19 protein-coding genes are annotated in these 16633 nt (G+C 38.0%); 13 read left to right on the forward strand and 6 right to left on the reverse strand.

What is annotated here, in order from left to right; all coding sequences use genetic code 11:
* Window positions 1-5 precede the first annotated feature (5 nt).
* From flhA to NSS81_RS15335, 4 genes are all read left to right on the forward strand, one after another.
* The gene (gene flhA, locus NSS81_RS15320) at window positions 6-2036 is read left to right on the forward strand and encodes a flagellar biosynthesis protein FlhA (RefSeq protein ID WP_342429547.1); all 2031 of its coding nucleotides are present in this window, start codon (window positions 6-8) and stop codon (window positions 2034-2036) included.
* Window positions 2033-3256 carry a flagellar biosynthesis protein FlhF gene (gene flhF, locus NSS81_RS15325; RefSeq protein WP_342429548.1) on the forward strand — a complete coding sequence of 408 codons (1224 nt, stop codon included), beginning with the start codon at window positions 2033-2035 and terminating at the stop codon, window positions 3254-3256. Before flhA ends, flhF begins: the two co-directional genes overlap by 4 nt.
* A complete protein-coding gene (locus NSS81_RS15330; protein WP_342429549.1) occupies window positions 3216-4082 on the forward strand; it encodes a MinD/ParA family protein in 867 nt (288 codons plus the stop codon). Before flhF ends, NSS81_RS15330 begins: the two co-directional genes overlap by 41 nt.
* Window positions 4083-4143: 61 nt before the next feature.
* Window positions 4144-4851: a FliA/WhiG family RNA polymerase sigma factor gene (locus NSS81_RS15335; protein WP_342429550.1), complete on the forward strand. Its 708-nt coding sequence runs from the start codon at window positions 4144-4146 to the stop codon at window positions 4849-4851.
* A 97-nt stretch (window positions 4852-4948) separates the two neighbouring features.
* Here NSS81_RS15335 and NSS81_RS15340 read toward each other — a convergent pair whose 3' ends face one another.
* A complete protein-coding gene (locus NSS81_RS15340; protein ID WP_342429551.1) occupies window positions 4949-5611 on the reverse strand; it encodes a M15 family metallopeptidase in 663 nt (220 codons plus the stop codon).
* 360 nt (window positions 5612-5971) lie between these two features.
* Between NSS81_RS15340 and NSS81_RS15345 the strand changes: the two genes are divergently transcribed.
* The 5 genes from NSS81_RS15345 to NSS81_RS15365 all read left to right on the forward strand — a co-directional run bounded on the left by NSS81_RS15345 (window position 5972) and on the right by NSS81_RS15365 (window position 8441).
* Window positions 5972-6268: a hypothetical protein gene (locus tag NSS81_RS15345; protein ID WP_342429552.1), complete on the forward strand. Its 297-nt coding sequence runs from the start codon at window positions 5972-5974 to the stop codon at window positions 6266-6268.
* A gap of 48 nt (window positions 6269-6316) precedes the next feature.
* Window positions 6317-6847: a GrpB family protein gene (locus NSS81_RS15350; protein WP_342429553.1), complete on the forward strand. Its 531-nt coding sequence runs from the start codon at window positions 6317-6319 to the stop codon at window positions 6845-6847.
* Window positions 6848-6946: 99 nt separating this feature from the next.
* A complete protein-coding gene (locus NSS81_RS15355; RefSeq protein ID WP_342429554.1) occupies window positions 6947-7513 on the forward strand; it encodes an AAA family ATPase in 567 nt (188 codons plus the stop codon).
* 54 nt (window positions 7514-7567) lie between these two features.
* A complete protein-coding gene (locus NSS81_RS15360) occupies window positions 7568-7960 on the forward strand; it encodes a hypothetical protein (RefSeq protein ID WP_342429555.1) in 393 nt (130 codons plus the stop codon).
* A gap of 73 nt (window positions 7961-8033) precedes the next feature.
* Window positions 8034-8441 (forward strand): RidA family protein, encoded by a 408-nt coding sequence (locus tag NSS81_RS15365; protein WP_342429556.1) that lies wholly within the window; start codon window positions 8034-8036, stop codon window positions 8439-8441.
* A gap of 96 nt (window positions 8442-8537) precedes the next feature.
* Here the strand turns inward: NSS81_RS15365 and NSS81_RS15370 are convergent, their stop codons facing one another.
* The gene (locus NSS81_RS15370; RefSeq protein WP_342429557.1) at window positions 8538-9506 is read right to left on the reverse strand and encodes a DMT family transporter; all 969 of its coding nucleotides are present in this window, start codon (window positions 9504-9506) and stop codon (window positions 8538-8540) included.
* 144 nt (window positions 9507-9650) lie between these two features.
* Between NSS81_RS15370 and NSS81_RS15375 the strand changes: the two genes are divergently transcribed.
* Both NSS81_RS15375 and NSS81_RS15380 read left to right on the forward strand, forming a co-directional pair.
* Window positions 9651-10520, forward strand: coding sequence for a LysR family transcriptional regulator (locus tag NSS81_RS15375; RefSeq protein ID WP_342434040.1), 870 nt, complete (start codon window positions 9651-9653; stop codon window positions 10518-10520).
* 322 nt (window positions 10521-10842) lie between these two features.
* Complete coding sequence (locus NSS81_RS15380) at window positions 10843-12042, forward strand: MFS transporter (RefSeq protein ID WP_342429558.1); 1200 nt, start codon at window positions 10843-10845, stop codon at window positions 12040-12042.
* 140 nt (window positions 12043-12182) lie between these two features.
* Here the strand turns inward: NSS81_RS15380 and NSS81_RS15385 are convergent, their stop codons facing one another.
* On the reverse strand, window positions 12183-12716 hold the full coding sequence (locus tag NSS81_RS15385) for a permease (protein ID WP_342429559.1): 534 nt from the start codon (window positions 12714-12716) through the stop codon (window positions 12183-12185).
* A 373-nt stretch (window positions 12717-13089) separates the two neighbouring features.
* Between NSS81_RS15385 and NSS81_RS15390 the strand changes: the two genes are divergently transcribed.
* The gene (locus tag NSS81_RS15390) at window positions 13090-13896 is read left to right on the forward strand and encodes a CPBP family intramembrane glutamic endopeptidase (RefSeq protein WP_342429560.1); all 807 of its coding nucleotides are present in this window, start codon (window positions 13090-13092) and stop codon (window positions 13894-13896) included.
* Window positions 13897-14044: 148 nt separating this feature from the next.
* Here NSS81_RS15390 and NSS81_RS15395 read toward each other — a convergent pair whose 3' ends face one another.
* From NSS81_RS15395 to NSS81_RS15405, 3 genes are all read right to left on the reverse strand, one after another.
* On the reverse strand, window positions 14045-14737 hold the full coding sequence (locus NSS81_RS15395; protein WP_342429561.1) for an LrgB family protein: 693 nt from the start codon (window positions 14735-14737) through the stop codon (window positions 14045-14047).
* A complete protein-coding gene (locus tag NSS81_RS15400; protein WP_342429562.1) occupies window positions 14707-15114 on the reverse strand; it encodes a CidA/LrgA family protein in 408 nt (135 codons plus the stop codon). The genes NSS81_RS15395 and NSS81_RS15400 overlap by 31 nt, the downstream gene beginning before the upstream one ends.
* A gap of 108 nt (window positions 15115-15222) precedes the next feature.
* Window positions 15223-15876 carry a GntR family transcriptional regulator gene (locus NSS81_RS15405; protein ID WP_342429563.1) on the reverse strand — a complete coding sequence of 218 codons (654 nt, stop codon included), beginning with the start codon at window positions 15874-15876 and terminating at the stop codon, window positions 15223-15225.
* 381 nt (window positions 15877-16257) lie between these two features.
* On the opposite strand from NSS81_RS15405, the gene NSS81_RS15410 reads away from it, so the two are divergent.
* Window positions 16258-16497, forward strand: coding sequence for a hypothetical protein (locus NSS81_RS15410; protein WP_342429564.1), 240 nt, complete (start codon window positions 16258-16260; stop codon window positions 16495-16497).
* The last annotated feature ends 136 nt before the right edge of the window (window positions 16498-16633 follow it).

The following is a 16633-nucleotide window of genomic DNA, read 5'->3' on the forward strand; positions in this document are numbered from 1 at the left end:
AAGAAGTGTCGTTTAAAAATTTCAGTGTGCTAACTGCTGTGATTATGATCGTGGCAATGATGGTTATCCCACTGCCAACAATGTTATTAGATATCTTACTAATTATTAATCTTTCTATCTCGATTATGATTCTATTAATTACGATGAACACGAAAGAACCGCTAGATTTCTCAATCTTTCCAGCCCTACTTTTGCTGACGACCTTATTTCGTCTCGCTTTGAATGTATCTAGTACTCGGATGATTCTTTCAACAGCAAAAGCCGGTGCCGTCATCGAAACATTTGGTAATTTTGTAATTGCTGGGAATATGGTTGTCGGGATGATCGTCTTTTTAATCCTTGTAATCGTTCAATTCATCGTGATTACTAAAGGATCGGAACGGGTGGCGGAGGTCGCAGCACGATTTACGTTAGATGCGATGCCTGGGAAACAAATGAGCATTGATGCCGATTTAAATACCGGTGTGATTAATGATCAAGAGGCACGACTTAGAAGAAAAAAAGTTGAGAACGAAGCGGATTTCTACGGTTCCATGGATGGAGCGAGTAAGTTTGTTAAAGGAGATGCCATTGCCGGCATTATCATCCTGATCATTAATGTCATTGGTGGCTTTATCATTGGGATGACCATGCATGGGATGGATTTCTCTCAAGCGATCAATACCTTTACTCTGCTATCGGTGGGGGACGGTCTCGTCAGTCAGATTCCAGCGCTATTAATTTCAACAGCAACCGGGATCATGGTAACCCGAGCTGCTTCTGAAGGAAATCTAGGCGACGATATTGCGAAACAATTATTTTCTTACCCAAGCTTGGTGTATATCGTAGCTGGCTGTATTGCGCTTCTAGGTGTAGTCACGCCAATTGGCATTCTGCTGACATGGGGGATTGCCGGGCTGCTCGCATTTGCCGCCTACAATATCCAACATAAGCGAACCAAGCAAGAGGTTGCCAACGAGAGCACGCAATCGGAACAAGAGCTGGAAGAAGTCCGGAAGCCGGAAAATGTCTTTGCGTTATTACGTGAGGATCCTATTGAATTTGAATTTGGAATAGGTCTGATTATGCTGGCTGATGTCAATCAAGGCGGTGATTTACTTGATAGAGTGGTCGCGATTCGCAGACAAATTGCCTTGGACCTAGGCTTAGTCGTTCCCGTCATTCGCATACGCGATAATATTCAACTTCAACATCATCAGTACGTGATTAAAATCAAAGGTAATGAAGTAGCCAAGGGGGAGATTCTCTTGGATCATTTCCTAATGCTTAACCCAAGTGATGAGGAGCATGGAATTGATGGCATCGAAACGGTGGAGCCAACCTTTGGACTACCGGCTTTATGGATCACTGAGGAGAAGAAGGATGAAGCTGAGTTGTTTGGCTATACCGTGATAGACCCTTCTTCAATTGTCAGCACCCATCTTTCCGAAACGATTCGAAAATATGCGCATGAGATTCTCGGTCGTGAAGAAACGACGCAATTAATCAATCATGTGAAGGAAAACCAGCCAACCCTAGTGGAGGAATTAATTCCGAATGTGCTGTCACTTGGTGATGTTCAGAAGGTATTGCAAAAACTATTGAAGGAAAATGTTTCGATTCGCAGTCTTACAACCATCATTGAGGCCCTTGCCGATTACTCGGTGTATACGAAGAATCCTGACATCCTAACCGAATATGTACGACAAGCGCTTGCCCGCCAATTATCGTCGCAATATGTGCGCAACGGTGTGGTCCATGCAATCCAGGTAGGAGCAGGCATTGAGAAGAAACTCGCGGAATCAATTCAACGGACGGAGCAGGGTGATATCCTGACGATTGATCCCGAATCCTCAGATCAGATGATTCATTCATTTACGCAAAAAGTTGAACAAATGTCGCAGCTAGGGATTCGCCCGATCATTTTAACATCAGCGGGAATTCGAATGTATGTAAGGCAAATAATGGAGCGGACCTTAGCTGATATCCCGATCTTATCCTATAACGAGCTAGAGCCGAACGTAGAAGTGCAGAGTGTAGGAGTGGTGAATCTATGAGAATAAAAACCTATGTAGTCAAAAATGAAACAGATGCCTACCCGCTGATTATGAATGACCTCGGTACTGATGCGTTCATTTTAAATACCAAGCCGATTAGATCTGGTGGCTATTTCGGGTTATTCCGGAAAAAACGGGTGGAGGTCGTCGCGGCAGCGGATGTTTCTCCCCAAGCGGAAACAAAACGAGAGAGCGAATGGAAAAGTCCTCTTCTCGAGCGAAAAATCGAACGACAATCATTTGAGAATTGGCAGAGTAAAAGGCAGGAAAGCAGACTGTCAGAAGCACCAACTGGACAACCGCTGCTCTCACAGCAGGAAGTCATGAAGGAGCTATCAGAGGTGAAGGGCTTAATTAACACCCTGTTAAAAGAGGACAGATCAGTCGAAAGCAATCCTAAACATTTGGAAAAATGGGTGCACCGCCTTCGCGAACAAGAAGTAGATGAAGAAGTAATCGACTATATAGTGAAAAAGGCGAAATTGAGAATCAAAGACAAGGAAACCGTGACCGAGCAGAGTATAGAGCAAACATTTCTAGCAATTTTAGAGCAGCTTTTTGAAGAGGGCATCACGAAAGACACTGGAATAAATGCTAGTTTTATTAGTTTAGTTGGGCCAACTGGGGTAGGAAAAACGACAACGATTGCTAAATTGGCGGCTGTTAGTGTATTTCATCAGCGCCAGAAGGTTGGACTGCTGACGACGGATACCTTTCGAATTGCGGCTGTCGAGCAATTAAAAACCTATGCTTCAATCTTAAATATCCCGTTAGAGGTGGTCAATAACGCCAATGAACTAAAATCGGCGATGGAAGTATTGAAGAGCTGCCAAATTATTTTCATGGATAGTGCCGGACGGAATTATCTAGAAGAGGAATACATTGACGAAATCAATCAATTTTTGCGCTATGATGCACCACAGGAAAATTATTTAGTGCTCAGTATGACAACGCGGTGGAGAGATATGCGCAACATCGTCGAGCAGATGAAAGCTGTACCAATCGACAAATTGATCTTAACAAAGTGGGATGAAACTTTATGTTACGGCATTGCCCTCAACATGGTCTACCACTATCCATATCCGCTTTCCTATGTGAGCATGGGACAAGGAGTGCCACAAGATATTATGCTAGCAGATCCCGTTTTTATGGCGAAAAAGATACTAGGAGTAGATGAGAATGAATCACGATCAAGCACATCAATTAAGACAATTATCTAACTCACTAGTTTATCAAGAGCGGACTTCCCGTGTGGTGACGATTGCCTCAGGAAAGGGTGGGGTCGGGAAATCAAATTTTACCCTAAGCTTTGCGCTTAGCTTAATGGAACTCGGGAAGAAAGTGGTGGTCATCGACCTCGATATCGGCATGGCGAACCTCGATATTTTGATGGGTGCCTCGCCAAAGCATCATCTCTGGGATATGATTCGTGAGCGGAAGAGCATTTGGAGTATTCTAGAAAAAGGACCGAACGGATTGGAATATATTGCAGGTGGATCGGGATTTCAGCAGTTGCTGCATTTAAAGGAAGAAGAAAGACAGTATTTCTTTAAAGAGGTTGAAAAACTCCATGGTTATGCTGACATCATTTTGATTGATACGGGTGCTGGTTTAACGGTGGAATCGCAGCAATGCCATCTGTCCGCGGATGAGATTATCCTGCTGACAACCCCAGAACCGACAGCAATCGCCGATGCCTATTCGGTGGTCAAAATCTTAGATAGTCAAAATCCTGCGCTTTCGTTTCAATTGGTGGTTAACCGGGTCTCACGTCAAAAAGAAGGAATTGAGGTGGCCGGTAAGTTCAAATTTGCAGTTCAATCCTTTTTAAACAAGGAAATCAAGATCTTTGGCGCCATTCCAGATGATCCCGCCGTGATGCAGGCCGTGTTAAAGCAAGTTCCGTTTTACCTCGCCTTTCCACGATCGACTGCTTCCGTCACGCTAAGAAGTTTAGCGGAACGATTTGTGACAGGAACCGAAGGTGCCCAAGAAACCAAAGGGATAAAGGGATTCATTCGAACGATTTCTCGCTTACTCCGATGATTACGGTTTATTTTTATAACACTTCTAAAGCACGTAGAGGCAATGGAAAGGGGAGTATCTATTGAATTGGAATGCGGAAGAGGCAATGGATCAGTACATTCCATTGGTTCATAAGGTTGTGAAGCATATGAAAAGAAGCCTATCGGATGAGGCAGATGAAAATGATTTATTCTCTTTTGGATTAACCGGTTTGTGGGATGCGGGCAAGAAGTTTGATCCTTCGCAGGGAATCAAATTTGAAACCTATGCTGTTCAACGAATTCGTGGTGAGATTCTTGATGGAATTCGCCAAAATGACCATGTTTCCCGTACATTGCGAAAAAAAGAAAAAACCTATCGGCTGGCCATGGAAACATTGGAGCAGTCCTATATGCGGCGCCCGACTCCAACCGAAGTGAGTGAGCATATGGGTATCAGTATGAAGGAATATGAAAAAACACAGTTGCAGTTATCCTTCATTCATCAAGACTCATTAGACCAACCGAAAAACTTAACAGAAAACGCGGCAATTCAGCAAATTGAGGATAATAATTCGGTTAGGCAGGATGAATGGCTAGAGGAAAAAGAACGGAAGAGAGTATTGGCAGAATTGATTGAAACTTTACCAGAGAGAGAAAAAATCATATTGTCCTTAGTATACTTCGAGAATTTAAGTTTCACAGATGTTAGTAAAGTATTTGGATTACATAAATCACGCATTTCTCAACTTCATAATCAAGCAATTAAAAGATTACGCACTGCCTTCGATAAACAAATGAAAGAATGGTGAAGTTAAAAAGGTCAAACTACCATTACGATTTCGTGATGGTAGTTTGACCTTTTTTGAGATTTGAACTATAGCTTTTTATTTCCCGTATCCTATTTTTTTACTTTTCCGCTGTTAAGGTAGATTTCGCAGGTCTTTCTCCGTTTTGTAATTCTCGGAGGGTTAATCCAAAGTCCATTTGTAGATGAGGATTATCTTTAAACTGATCCCAATCTCCTCCCCATTCAAACCCTAAGTCTTTTGCTATTTTAACAACCTCGGTCCAATCTGCCTTTCCATTTTTATTCCCATCAAACTGCATATCCCAGATTATTTTCCCTGAAGTGGTCTTTAAAGCAAAATCAATAGCAAGCCCAAAATTATGATAGGACTGTCCGCCTCTTGCATAGGTTACAATCTTTCCTCCTAATGAACGTCCTTTTTTATAAAGTTGATTCTGTTCTTCTATACTCCGGTAATCATCCGTAATGACTATCATAATTCCGTTATCTGCTGTCTGCTGGATTAGTTGTATAGTCTGCTCTTTAACAATTGGATGGAGTTTACTTGATAAAGAAACAGAATGATTTATTTCCGATTTTGTAGAAGTATTGGCTTCTGGAAGTATATTGGGTTCTATTATTTCCGGAAGTATATTGGGTTTTGCTAGAATATAAGATCCTGTAAAAGGATCGAATTTCAAAGTAAACAGAATAGAGAACAGGATAGTGTTAAGTACGAAAAGCAAAATCATTAATATACTATCTATCTTTATTAGCTTCAAAATTAGATATTCCTTTCATATCAATAAATATTTAAATTATTTTAGGAAATAAGTGACTGACGCATAGTTTGAGATTATTTAAGACTAGTAAATAATACAAGGATTGATTATTATCCTCAGTAAAGGAACTTCAGCCTTTTGGGTAAAATAAAATACTAAACTATTTAGGTCTATATATTTATTATCCCATTGCTCAGTGACTTACTCAAATGGTTCTTTTTGTATGAAAGAAAAAATTTTAATACTGATGAAATTAAAAAACTAGTCAAACATTTGTTTAAATAAAAGGATAATGCCCAATTGATTTGGAATATATAGGGGTTGGAAGTAGAATGAACCAGCAATTGTGAGGTGCAATCAATGAAAACCTTTTACAAATATTTAATCATAAATATTGCCTTGATTTTTTATCATGTTCCAATGTTTTTTGTTGGAGTAATGGGTTTTGGGGGAGGGTCGGGAAGTGAGCCATTGAGTGTCCTAATTGAAACACTATTAATCTTTGCCTTTACGGGCGCATCACCTAACCTATTAGTCTTTCTATACTCAGCCTTTCGCAAGAAAAATACTAAACAAAACGCTATATGGGCTACATGTTTCTCCGCAATCGTAATGGCTGCTTATATCATTACGTTTTGGTCTGTGTTGGGAATATAGTTGATGGCAAAGAAAGAGAATAATATGTTTCGTGAAGGGGGATTACGCATGAAAGTTCGACTTACAGACTATAGTGAAAACTGGTCTCGTATGTTTCATATTGAGGCCCAATTTTTAAAAAATATATTTGGGGATGAAATAATCAGATTTGAACATTTCGGTAGTACGTCCGTTCATGGCATGAAGGCAAAACCTGTAATAGATATGATGTGTATAGTAAGAAGCATTGAGAAGGTTGATTCATTCAATGACAAAATGAGTTCGCTTGGGTATGAAGTGGTTGGAGAATGGGGCATCCCAGGTAGAAGGTTATTACGAAAAGGAGGGGAATATAGAACCCATCATATTCACTTTTATCAATTTGATAACCCTCAAATTGAACGACATTTAATTTTTCGAGATTATCTACGAGCCCATCCAGAAGAAGTAGCAAGGTACAGTCGCTTTAAAGAGGAACTGTCCAGGCGTTTTGAAACCACAAGTGAATATAGTCCTGCAAAAAAAACATTTGTGAAGGAAATGGAACAGCAAGCACTACTTTGGTTTGCGGAAAATCAGCGAACCTCTCATTCTGAATAAAGTGTTAACAAATATGAGTTAGGGCCTGACTTACCTAAAAAGAAATTAACATATTGATAAAACTTATTGTATTAAAATGTTTAAAATGGAGTTGTAGGAATGAAAAGGTTAGTTATTATAACAGTCGGTAAAACCCATAGCGGGAAAACGACATTTGCAAGATTCTTAGAAAATGAGTTAAACAACTCTTTAGTGATAGATCAAGATAGCCACGCTGAATTCTTAAACACTTTTTATAAGAATTTACAGCCTAAACAAGGACCTAATACTCTTAAGCACGCCATTTCACAGCTCATTGTTAATTATGCAATAGATCATACTGATTTTCACCTTATTATTAGTAACTCAAATCGAAATCGAAAAGATCGATTGGATCTGCTTGAGGAGTTGTTTAATAGTGATAAGTTTTTCCGCATCCTAGTCCACTTTGATATTCCAAATGATGTTCTTCAAGATCGAGTTACTCAAAGTCAACGCAGTACCAATATATTCAGAGGTGCTTATTCTAATTTTGAGGAAGTGCTTATTCGGCAACAAGCTGATTCACTAAAAGAAGATGTGACGGATCCAGTAGAAGGTGAAGCAGACCATTTATTTGTAATTAATGAAAACGCCGAAGTTTATTCTGTTATTCAAAAAATTGTTAGTATTGCTCAATGTTTATAGCGCTTAATAGATGCAATTTGGGGCAGTGGATACTAAAAATGGCAGGTAATACTAATGGTTTTATGGAAGCAGACGAATGGTCCGATGATTCTGGAAAAAATTCGAATGGTTGATTTAGGAATTTTAAGGAAAGGGAAAATTTTATCAATGATGAAGCGATATTTAATAATAAATGTCCTGTTAATCCCCATCTATTTTTCTACTCTAGTTGCTGGAACGATGGGAGTAGCCACTTTTGAAACGAAACAAGAATTATTAACAGTGGGTTTAATCCCAGTTGCGTTCATGAGTATTCTAATAAGTGGGTTAATTAACGGGCTAATTTATTTTGGTCATAGTAAGCACGGAGATTCAAAAGGGAACAAACGCTCCTTGCGAACATGTTCCTCAATAGTGGCTATCCTGTATTTTTTTGCATTATTGATCACTAGCCTAAGTATGTATTAACTGCTAGTTCACGATTGCTTGATGATCGATTAACGGCTTTTACGTAAGGATATTAAAAAAGGTGGGAAGCGATATGAATAAGAAAATCTCATTAGTCCGTTCTACAAATTTAGCTTCAGTTGATTATGCTTATGCAAGTCATGTGCCTTCAGATATGGATTTACTGTTTCTGGCGGGATCGTGCCCTCTAAATAAAGAAGGGAAAGTATCCAATATCGGTGATTATGAACTTCAGGCCAAACTTTGTGTGGAGAATTTGAAAGAAGTATTGAATGAAAAGAGCGCGTCATTGAAAGATATCGTTTTTACTAGAGTTCTCGTGGCATCAACAAATCAGTCTGATTTGGTTACTGCATGGGAAGCCATCAGAAAAGAGTTTGGTGATCATGATGTCCCAAGCACCTTATTCGGAGTTACAGTTTTAGGATATACCAATCAATTGGTGGAACTTGAGGCAGTTGCAGCAGTAAATAGGGAATAAGCTTACAAAAGAGCGGGGAGATTCCAATTGGAATTTCCCCGCTCTTTTTCGGTTAACAGGTTTCAACTCTTTAACACCTTCTTTTGCACAGGACCGTTAGGATACTCGTTCATGCAAATAGGTTTGAACAGACTGATTGGCTTCTTTCTTTTGTAGCATCCGTACAAACATATTATTAGACACAAGTGAAACGATGATAAAGCCCGTACCAAGAAGATCGAACTTGGTTACAGGATTGCCTTGAAAGATCGAAATTAAGAGTGTGGTAACGGGAACAAAGTTAATGAACAACAGTCCATTTAAGGGTGATAATATACTCACACCGATATTCCAACCAAGCAATGCAATCACACCAGGGAAAACAATCATAAACAATAAATGAGGTTTTACTGCTTTGATACTTTCCACTGCTGGGGCGGATATAAATCCAGAAAGCGTAGCACCTACTATAATAACTATGGCAGTAACCGTTCCAAGTAAACAACTTAATGTTGAATACCGTAGGGCGGACCAACCGCTAAATTCACTACCACCCATCGTGTAAATCACCCATCCGATAACTGCAATTAATATGAGTATGGAAGGTATAAAATCGTCCGTCGCACCAAGAAATGCTTGAATATTACCTTTGGTAATCACTAACATGGCACCTATAAATGACACGAGCACACATAGCAATGTAAAAAACTGGGGGCGCTTTTTGAGAATCATCCATCCAATAATAATAGAAATCATGGGCATAAGTGATTCCATAATGGAAGCCACCATCACTCCAGATTTACCTAATAAATCCTCTCCCCAGAAGATTAATAGATTATAAACTGTAAACGCCATTGTACCGAAAAACCACAACGAAAGACCTTTTCCTTCAAATTGAAAAGCCTTCTTTCCTTCTTTCCATAGCAGTATCGGTATCAAGATAAGTGTTACAGCTCCATAACGAATGATTGTAAAATAAAAGGGATCAATATGTTTAAAAGCTGCATGTGCGACAGGGAACATGGCTCCCCATGAAACGGCAGCAATAAAACATAGAATAGCTCCTACTAATACATTGTTTTTCAATTTTTTTTACCTTCCTTCACCCAAATCATTACATTTATCATCTCCCTTCTTGGCCATCTTGTAAAATGAATGTTTATAATGATATATATCACTTTTTTTGATATCATAAAATGAAAAGTGAGTACATTAAAGGGTGATAATGTAGTGGAATTTAAGGACTTAGAGATTTTTCAGAGGTTGGCAGAAAAAGGAACGATCACAGAAGTGGCAAAAGAGTTTAAATATGTGCAATCAAATATTACGTCTAGAATTCAGAAGCTTGAAACGGAAATGAATACCCCATTGTTTAACCGACATCGGCGTGGTATGAGTTTGACACCTGAAGGAAAAAGACTATTAACTTATAGTAAAAAAATACTAATGTTAACAGATGAAATGAAAAGGGCCGTTCAAAGTAAAGAAGAACCGCATGGGAAATTAGAAATTGGCTCAGTTGAAACTGTCATTCATTTACCTAAAATATTATCCACCTACATTAAGAAATATAAGAATGTTGAATTATCACTATTTACTGGAGTCACAGAAACATTAGAGGAAGAAGTATTAAATCATAAGTTGGATGGGGCGTTCGTGACAGAATCAGAATTTCATTCCGATCTTGTGTCGTATGAAGTGTTTCAAGAGGAGCTTGTCCTAATTTCAGATATGTGTGCCTCTACATTAGAAGAGTTGAACGGGCAACCTATTTTATGCTTTAGCGAAGGTTGTGGATACCGAGCACGTCTTAAAGCATGGTATAAAGACCAAAACATATCACCTCAAAAAATAATGGAATTCGGTACGTTAGAAACAATTTTGCGTAGTGTTGCGATGGGGCTTGGTATTGCATTTGTTCCAAAGTCAGCCGTCACCCATATGGAACAAAGCGGACTCATCCAATGCCATACACTTCCAGATCAATACAGTAAGATTAAAACCGTTTTTATAAGAAGAGCAGATAGTTACTTAACTTCAACCATTGAAAAATTCATCGAAACAATTGAAACGAATAAATCAGGATCAATTAACCACTGATCTATTAATGGGATTTTTAAATTAGAATCGTTCCTTTCGTAATTGGTTGTGGTGACTAAATTATAACAAAAGGAACGATTCTTTTTTGTTTTGAGCAAAAAGAGGTTGTCCTAGAATTTATACTTTTGGGACAGCCTCATCAAGAAATCCCGATAATGGAGTTGACCTCGTTCTGCTCCAAGCACTCCAAAAAGCACCTATACATAGAGTGCCTAAATATTTTTTAAAAAATAAGGGAAGGATAAATTTGTCATGATTTATAATTTTCACGTATAAATCATCACTATTTTAGAAATAGCCTTGAAAGGCGGCCTTAGATACCATGGGTAAAAAGAAAGTTAAACTATGGACAAACCAATATTTAATTATTATATTATTGTCTTTAGTAATGTTCGCTTCTTTTTATATGATTACAGCAGGTTTCCCAATTTTTGTATCAACTATTAGTGATAATCCTGCGATTGCAGGAATCATGACCACGACCTTAATGGTAGCATCACTAATTACGCGCTTTTTTGCAAGTGTCATTATCCAAAAAGTTAATATGAAATTGCTCCTCATTATTTCCCTCGTTTATTTTTTGGGTACGATTGGTCTTACTTTTGTAAACGACTCCATTGGATTTTTAATATTCATTAGAGCACTACAAGGTATTGGATTTAGTATGCTTACGATTTTAGTCTTTACGATATCAAGTAATATTGTTCCTAAATCTCGGTTAGGTGAGGGCATTGTTTTTTTTGCAATGTCTACAAGCGTTGGGACGACAATGGGGCCACTAATTGCAATTACTTATCTTGCACATTATTCATTCCGGTCGATGATGATGTTAACTCTCGGCCTTATGACTTTTTCATTAGTGTGCAGTTTATTCACAAAAAATACGGTTAAAACAGAAAAGGAAAGTCCACAGGCGACAAATAAAGAACCTTTCTATAAGTACATGTTCGATAAGCGTGTTCTTCTTCCATGTATTTTGGTAGCGTTCAATTATATGGCACTTGCAGGAACTGTCAATTTTATGGGGGCGTTTGGTAAAGAGATCAATGTTGGCGGAAGGATTTCGCAGTTTTTTATCGCACAAGGGATTGCAATGGTATTAGTTCGTACTTTCTCTGGTAAAATCTTCGATAGATTCGGTCACAGAATCCTTATTATTCCAGCCGCTATTTCAGGGGCTGGAGGATTGATCTTATTAGGCTTCTCTACTAGTATGTGGATGGTTTTGGTTTCAGGGGTATTATTCGGAATCGCTTTTGCCATAATCCATCCAATTATCCAAGCTTGGGCATTAACTCTTGTTCCACCCGAAAAAAAAGCAACAGCGAATTCTATGCTTCTTATTTTTATAGATTCTGGTCTGGCTATTGGATCAGTAGGACTTGGATTCTTAGCAAAAAGGGTTGGGTACGGCATGACTTTTAGTTATTCTGCAGCTTTTATGATTGTTATTTTGTTATTGTATCTAATTGGGAGCAAGAAAACGGTAACATTAGAAGGTAATAAGGAAAAATCATCGTGAGCGATACATACTAGCATACGAACGGTATAAACCATAACAAACTGGGGCTGTACCATTGTCAACATTGACTTTTGGGACAGTCCCCTTTTTCAATTTGGACCTGTCTTTGTTCGACACAGATGATAAATCATGCCTTTTTTTTAAGAGAAAAGATTCAGAACAAAAGATAGAAAAAGAAATGCAGTCATGGCACATCCAGCTGTAATGGCTTTTCCCCTATGATCATGACCTGACGACTTAAGTGCGTATCTGAAATAAAAAATGGCACCCGCGATAATAATGAGTAATTCAAATAGAATGCTTGCGAAAACAGATTCCCATAGTCCGAAACCCAGAAGTGGAAAATTACCTGCATTTCCTAGGAGTATAGGCATATCTGGGCGATGAACGATTAAATCTAAAATCCAATGGCTCAAAACAACAAACCCGATAATAACCCCTGATTTCTTACCCCAAAATCCTCCAGCAAGACCAGCTGCTAGAAGGGCAAGCAACAGCGCCCCCAAGAAAGAATGAGTGTAGAATGCGTATATTATCACGTCTCCATAGCCACCTTCACCAATTGACATAATCGACTCAACACCAGCTAAATTAAACGGTATAAACACAATATCAAGCAATTGTGAGCTGACAATTAGCGACCAAAGTGGCAGTTCCGGTGTTTTACTTTTCACAGCAGCAGCAACTCCAAAATGTCCTGCGAATATTTCAACCACCCCCTATAAATAATAATGAATCATTATATTGAGCAAGTATAGGTTAAATTTGTAAAATAATTGTAAATTATTATTAATTTCTAATATGTAGACTATTTCTTTAAACACGGGTATTTATCGGTTTTCAGAATTATGTAAAAAAACAGTAAATTATATTGCTAATAATGAACTACCTAACTATAATTTAGAATAAATATAGTGAAAGAATGAAAAAGAAATTGATTTTAGTATATTACTAGAAAAGTACAAGATACTCCTTTCTAAAAAAAATAGACAAACCACGACTTTTAAATTTTCTTACAAACGTAACTACTCATTAATAGGAGACAATATGAAAAACACAAAAGCGAGTATGATCCATATCCTTATCGGAGTTCTTTACTTACTTGGGATGATTTTTATATCGTATGGTATTCGTACACCACTCGTGTTATTCATTGCAGTGATCTTCCTTGTACTTGCCATTGCACGAAAAGATGTTCGATATCTCATCTTGAGCCTTTTTACTTTTCTACTAAGTTTCTATCTGTATACGCTCTTAAGGAACCTTTTTCATCAAAATATAGATGACCTTGCCCTTACTGTATTATTGGACCGTCTATTACTCAGCCTCATTATCATTAGCTTGGTCATCACAGCTTACTTGTGTAGAAAGCACATTTCACTAAACTTAAGAAAGCCTAAGTGGAACAATCTAATCTACTTTCCATTTATTACGCATGGTTTCCACTCGACTAAAATAAGCCTGTTTTTAAAACTTTCGATACTTGGAAATGTAGCAGTCTTCATACCGCTTATATACATATTTGGTGACTGGGGGAGAATGAAGGACCTACTGTTTTTTGCGCTCCTTTTTTCCATTGTGAATGCCTTTCTAGAGGAGCTTATCTGGAGGGGAACACTATTCCAAGTGCTCTCGAAAGAGGTATCTATTTTTTACGCTACTATTATAACGAGTCTTGCATTTGGTCTTCATCACATTGCGATTGGGATCCCTTTTGCTGCGGCAATCAGTTTTTCAATAGGCGGTGTTTTCTTTGCGATTGTAACAACTCGGAGTGAAAGTACCATTCCAGCCATCCTATGGCATTTTATCATTAATCTTTTTATGGTTTTTAGTGGTTTTATCATTCCATAGTGCAGGGATTGAGCTGGCAACCAACATAGACGGAATGTGACGGTTCTTACATAGGGCAATCGGAAGTTTTGTGAGCAAAAAGGCACAACTAGCGGATCAACGCCAGTTGTGCCTTTACTCTTTTCTATATTTAATTTGAGAGGATTCCTCAAATGTGTAGTAGCCACACGACGATTGATCCTAAAAAGGAACCAATGATTGCAGTCAATGTCATCGTAACAGAGCTCATCGAAAAGGTCAGTTCACTGTATTCGGCAGCTTTAGAAGTTCCCATGGCATGTGAGGCACTACCAAGAGCGATACCTCTACCAATGGGGCTATGCACTCGCAAAATCTTAAAGATAGTAGGAGCTGCTATTGCACCAAAGATCCCTGCAATCATAACACCAACAATTGCCATTGAGGAATTTCCTCCCAATCCGTTAGCTACTTCTATCGCAACAGGAGTAGTAAGGGATTTAGGGATAATGGAAAGAATTAATGTGTGATTTATCCCAAGTATCTTAGCAAGGAGGCCAACAGAGACCATTCCAGAAATTGCACCGATCAAAACTCCTCCTAATATGGGGAATAAGTGTTTTATTAAGAAATGACGTTGTTTATACAAAGGGTAAGCAAGTGCTACAACGGATGGACCTAGGAGGGAACTAATCCATTGCCCCCCAATCATATAGTTATTATAAGGAATATGAAACACTAAAAGAATAACGATTATAAGAGTAGTTGCAGTTAAAACGGGAATTAATAAAGAGTGAGAATACCGTTTATATAATTGAGTCATCAAAAAATAAGCGACGACAGTTAATAAAATCATGCAGAATGCGAAGAGAATGTGCTGCATTCTTTATCATCCTTTCTTTCTTGTGCTTTTTTCTCGAAAAATTGACTTGCCGTTCCTGCTATTGCAATGGTAATGATGGTGCTTAATAGAACGGCTGCAACGAACAATGCACCTTGAATAGAAAGTAAGGAAGGATAGTTCATGATGCCAACTGTTGAAGGAATAAAAAATAACATTAATGTACTTAACAGAAAGCCTGCCCCATTCTCTATATACTTTACTGGAACAATTTTTAAGCATAAACAAATGAATAGTAATAGGAGGGCTATTATACTCCCCGGAATGATTAGGTGGAATAGGTTTTGAATAACGGTTCCGATGTAGGAAAAAATAAACAAAATGCATATTTGCAAAAGGATATTAAGAATTTTTTTCATGCTGTGTTGTTCCTCTTTTGGGAGCAACTTCCCTTCCTTCTTTTAAGATTGAATAAAAAATGAACATCATCATTATAGGCTAATGATTTTCACCTTTTCGTATTCCTTTTATTCCTTAAGACTTGCTATTATGGTGCTATATGTGTTATCAAGGTGTCTAAAAACAGCATCCCTTGTTTGGCGTAAATTCCTTGCTTTTAGCCCCTCAATAATTAATTTATGTTCGTCATAAGCCTTATCTAAGCTTAATCCTGTCTTTAATGCAGCGAATCCATACCAATTAAAATGGTCAATGAGGTTTTGGATTAATTGATATAGTCGATTATTTTGACATAACTCTGCTAGGAACATGTGAAAGGAAGTATCATAGTATACAAACTTTATAGGATCTTCCTTAAAGTCGGATAGTTGTTTATCCATCTTCTCAATCTTATCGATTGTTTCGTCATCGAGAAGAGGAATCAGAAGTTCGATGACCAGTACTTCGTTAGCCTTTCGCAGCTGGAAAACTTCATCAACATCTTGTCTATTAATGGTTTTGACCAAAATTCCTTTTCTTGGTACCGATTGAATCCACCCCTCTAGTTCTAGCTGTTGCAAAGCTAATTTTAATGGGGTACGACTAATTCCAAGGCTATCACTAAGTGAACGTTCATATAACATGGATCCAGGTTCGACTTTGTGTTGAATGATTCCTTTTTTAACTTCTTTATATGCATGATCTTTAAATAACTGAGGTTGTTCCGCCTTTAAGAAACTCATCTATTTTCATCCTTTATCATAATAGTAGTTAGATCTAAGTGATTATCAGTATTGTTAATAAATCTAAGAAAGCGGAAAAAAATATGGTATCTGGAATACCAGATGCCACAGAAAGAAGTATAACATTGGTTTTATTTTTTTGCAACATTTGATAAAGGTTAGAAGACCCTTAGCCCATTCTTTTTCCACATTAAAAAGTAATCTCACTTCGGAAAAATAGTCATTTTAGGATCAATGTCATCAAATTACATGTTTGCTGTTGGTAGGTATATAGCTTATTTTTAAACAACCCTTCTTTAGGTCTAATCAATTGGAAAGTACCGGACATATGTTAGTTAAGAACGTTAAGAGATTTGAAAAGCAAACAGGGGGTGAAAAAATATGCCATTTTATCCGCCAAACCCAGGAAGGAGACCATTCCCTCTGGGCAATAGACAAAGGTTCGGACCGTCTAATCAAATGGGGCGACGGCCTCGTCGTTTTAATGTTCCAAATCAAAATCAACAAGCACCTACTTCTAGATTCCAAGGAGTAAAAACGATGATGGGACACGTGGGAACCGTTAGAAACGGGATTAATACGCTAAGACAATTAGGATCATTTTTTAAATTATTCAAATAACCATATTTATTCTAGGAGGCTGTTTCAAAGAGAAAACTTTGAAACAGCCTCTTTTTCTGTTTAAAAATATTTATTTATATCATATATAAGCCTTTAAGTAACAGAAATATAATAGAGAAGTACGGATGAAAGGGGA

This window comes from Neobacillus sp. FSL H8-0543 (assembly GCF_038592905.1).
Lineage (GTDB): Bacteria > Bacillota > Bacilli > Bacillales > Cytobacillaceae > Neobacillus.

What these genes read in the sequence shown, in the direction of transcription:
- NSS81_RS15350 (WP_342429553.1), top strand. Translation starts at nt 6,317, where the DNA reads ATGAAAGTTCGACTTACAGACTATAGTGAAAACTGGTCTCGTATGTTT.
- NSS81_RS15390 (WP_342429560.1), top strand. Translation starts at nt 13,090, where the DNA reads ATGAAAAACACAAAAGCGAGTATGATCCATATCCTTATCGGAGTTCTT.
- NSS81_RS15410 (WP_342429564.1), top strand. Translation starts at nt 16,258, where the DNA reads ATGCCATTTTATCCGCCAAACCCAGGAAGGAGACCATTCCCTCTGGGC.
- NSS81_RS15365 (WP_342429556.1), top strand. Translation starts at nt 8,034, where the DNA reads ATGAATAAGAAAATCTCATTAGTCCGTTCTACAAATTTAGCTTCAGTT.
- NSS81_RS15380 (WP_342429558.1), top strand. Translation starts at nt 10,843, where the DNA reads ATGGGTAAAAAGAAAGTTAAACTATGGACAAACCAATATTTAATTATT.
- NSS81_RS15345 (WP_342429552.1), top strand. Translation starts at nt 5,972, where the DNA reads ATGAAAACCTTTTACAAATATTTAATCATAAATATTGCCTTGATTTTT.
- NSS81_RS15405 (WP_342429563.1), bottom strand. Translation starts at nt 15,876, where the DNA reads ATGAGTTTCTTAAAGGCGGAACAACCTCAGTTATTTAAAGATCATGCA.
- NSS81_RS15395 (WP_342429561.1), bottom strand. Translation starts at nt 14,737, where the DNA reads ATGCAGCACATTCTCTTCGCATTCTGCATGATTTTATTAACTGTCGTC.
- flhF (WP_342429548.1), top strand. Translation starts at nt 2,033, where the DNA reads ATGAGAATAAAAACCTATGTAGTCAAAAATGAAACAGATGCCTACCCG.
- NSS81_RS15330 (WP_342429549.1), top strand. Translation starts at nt 3,216, where the DNA reads ATGAATCACGATCAAGCACATCAATTAAGACAATTATCTAACTCACTA.
- NSS81_RS15360 (WP_342429555.1), top strand. Translation starts at nt 7,568, where the DNA reads ATGGTTTTATGGAAGCAGACGAATGGTCCGATGATTCTGGAAAAAATT.
- NSS81_RS15400 (WP_342429562.1), bottom strand. Translation starts at nt 15,114, where the DNA reads ATGAAAAAAATTCTTAATATCCTTTTGCAAATATGCATTTTGTTTATT.
- NSS81_RS15355 (WP_342429554.1), top strand. Translation starts at nt 6,947, where the DNA reads ATGAAAAGGTTAGTTATTATAACAGTCGGTAAAACCCATAGCGGGAAA.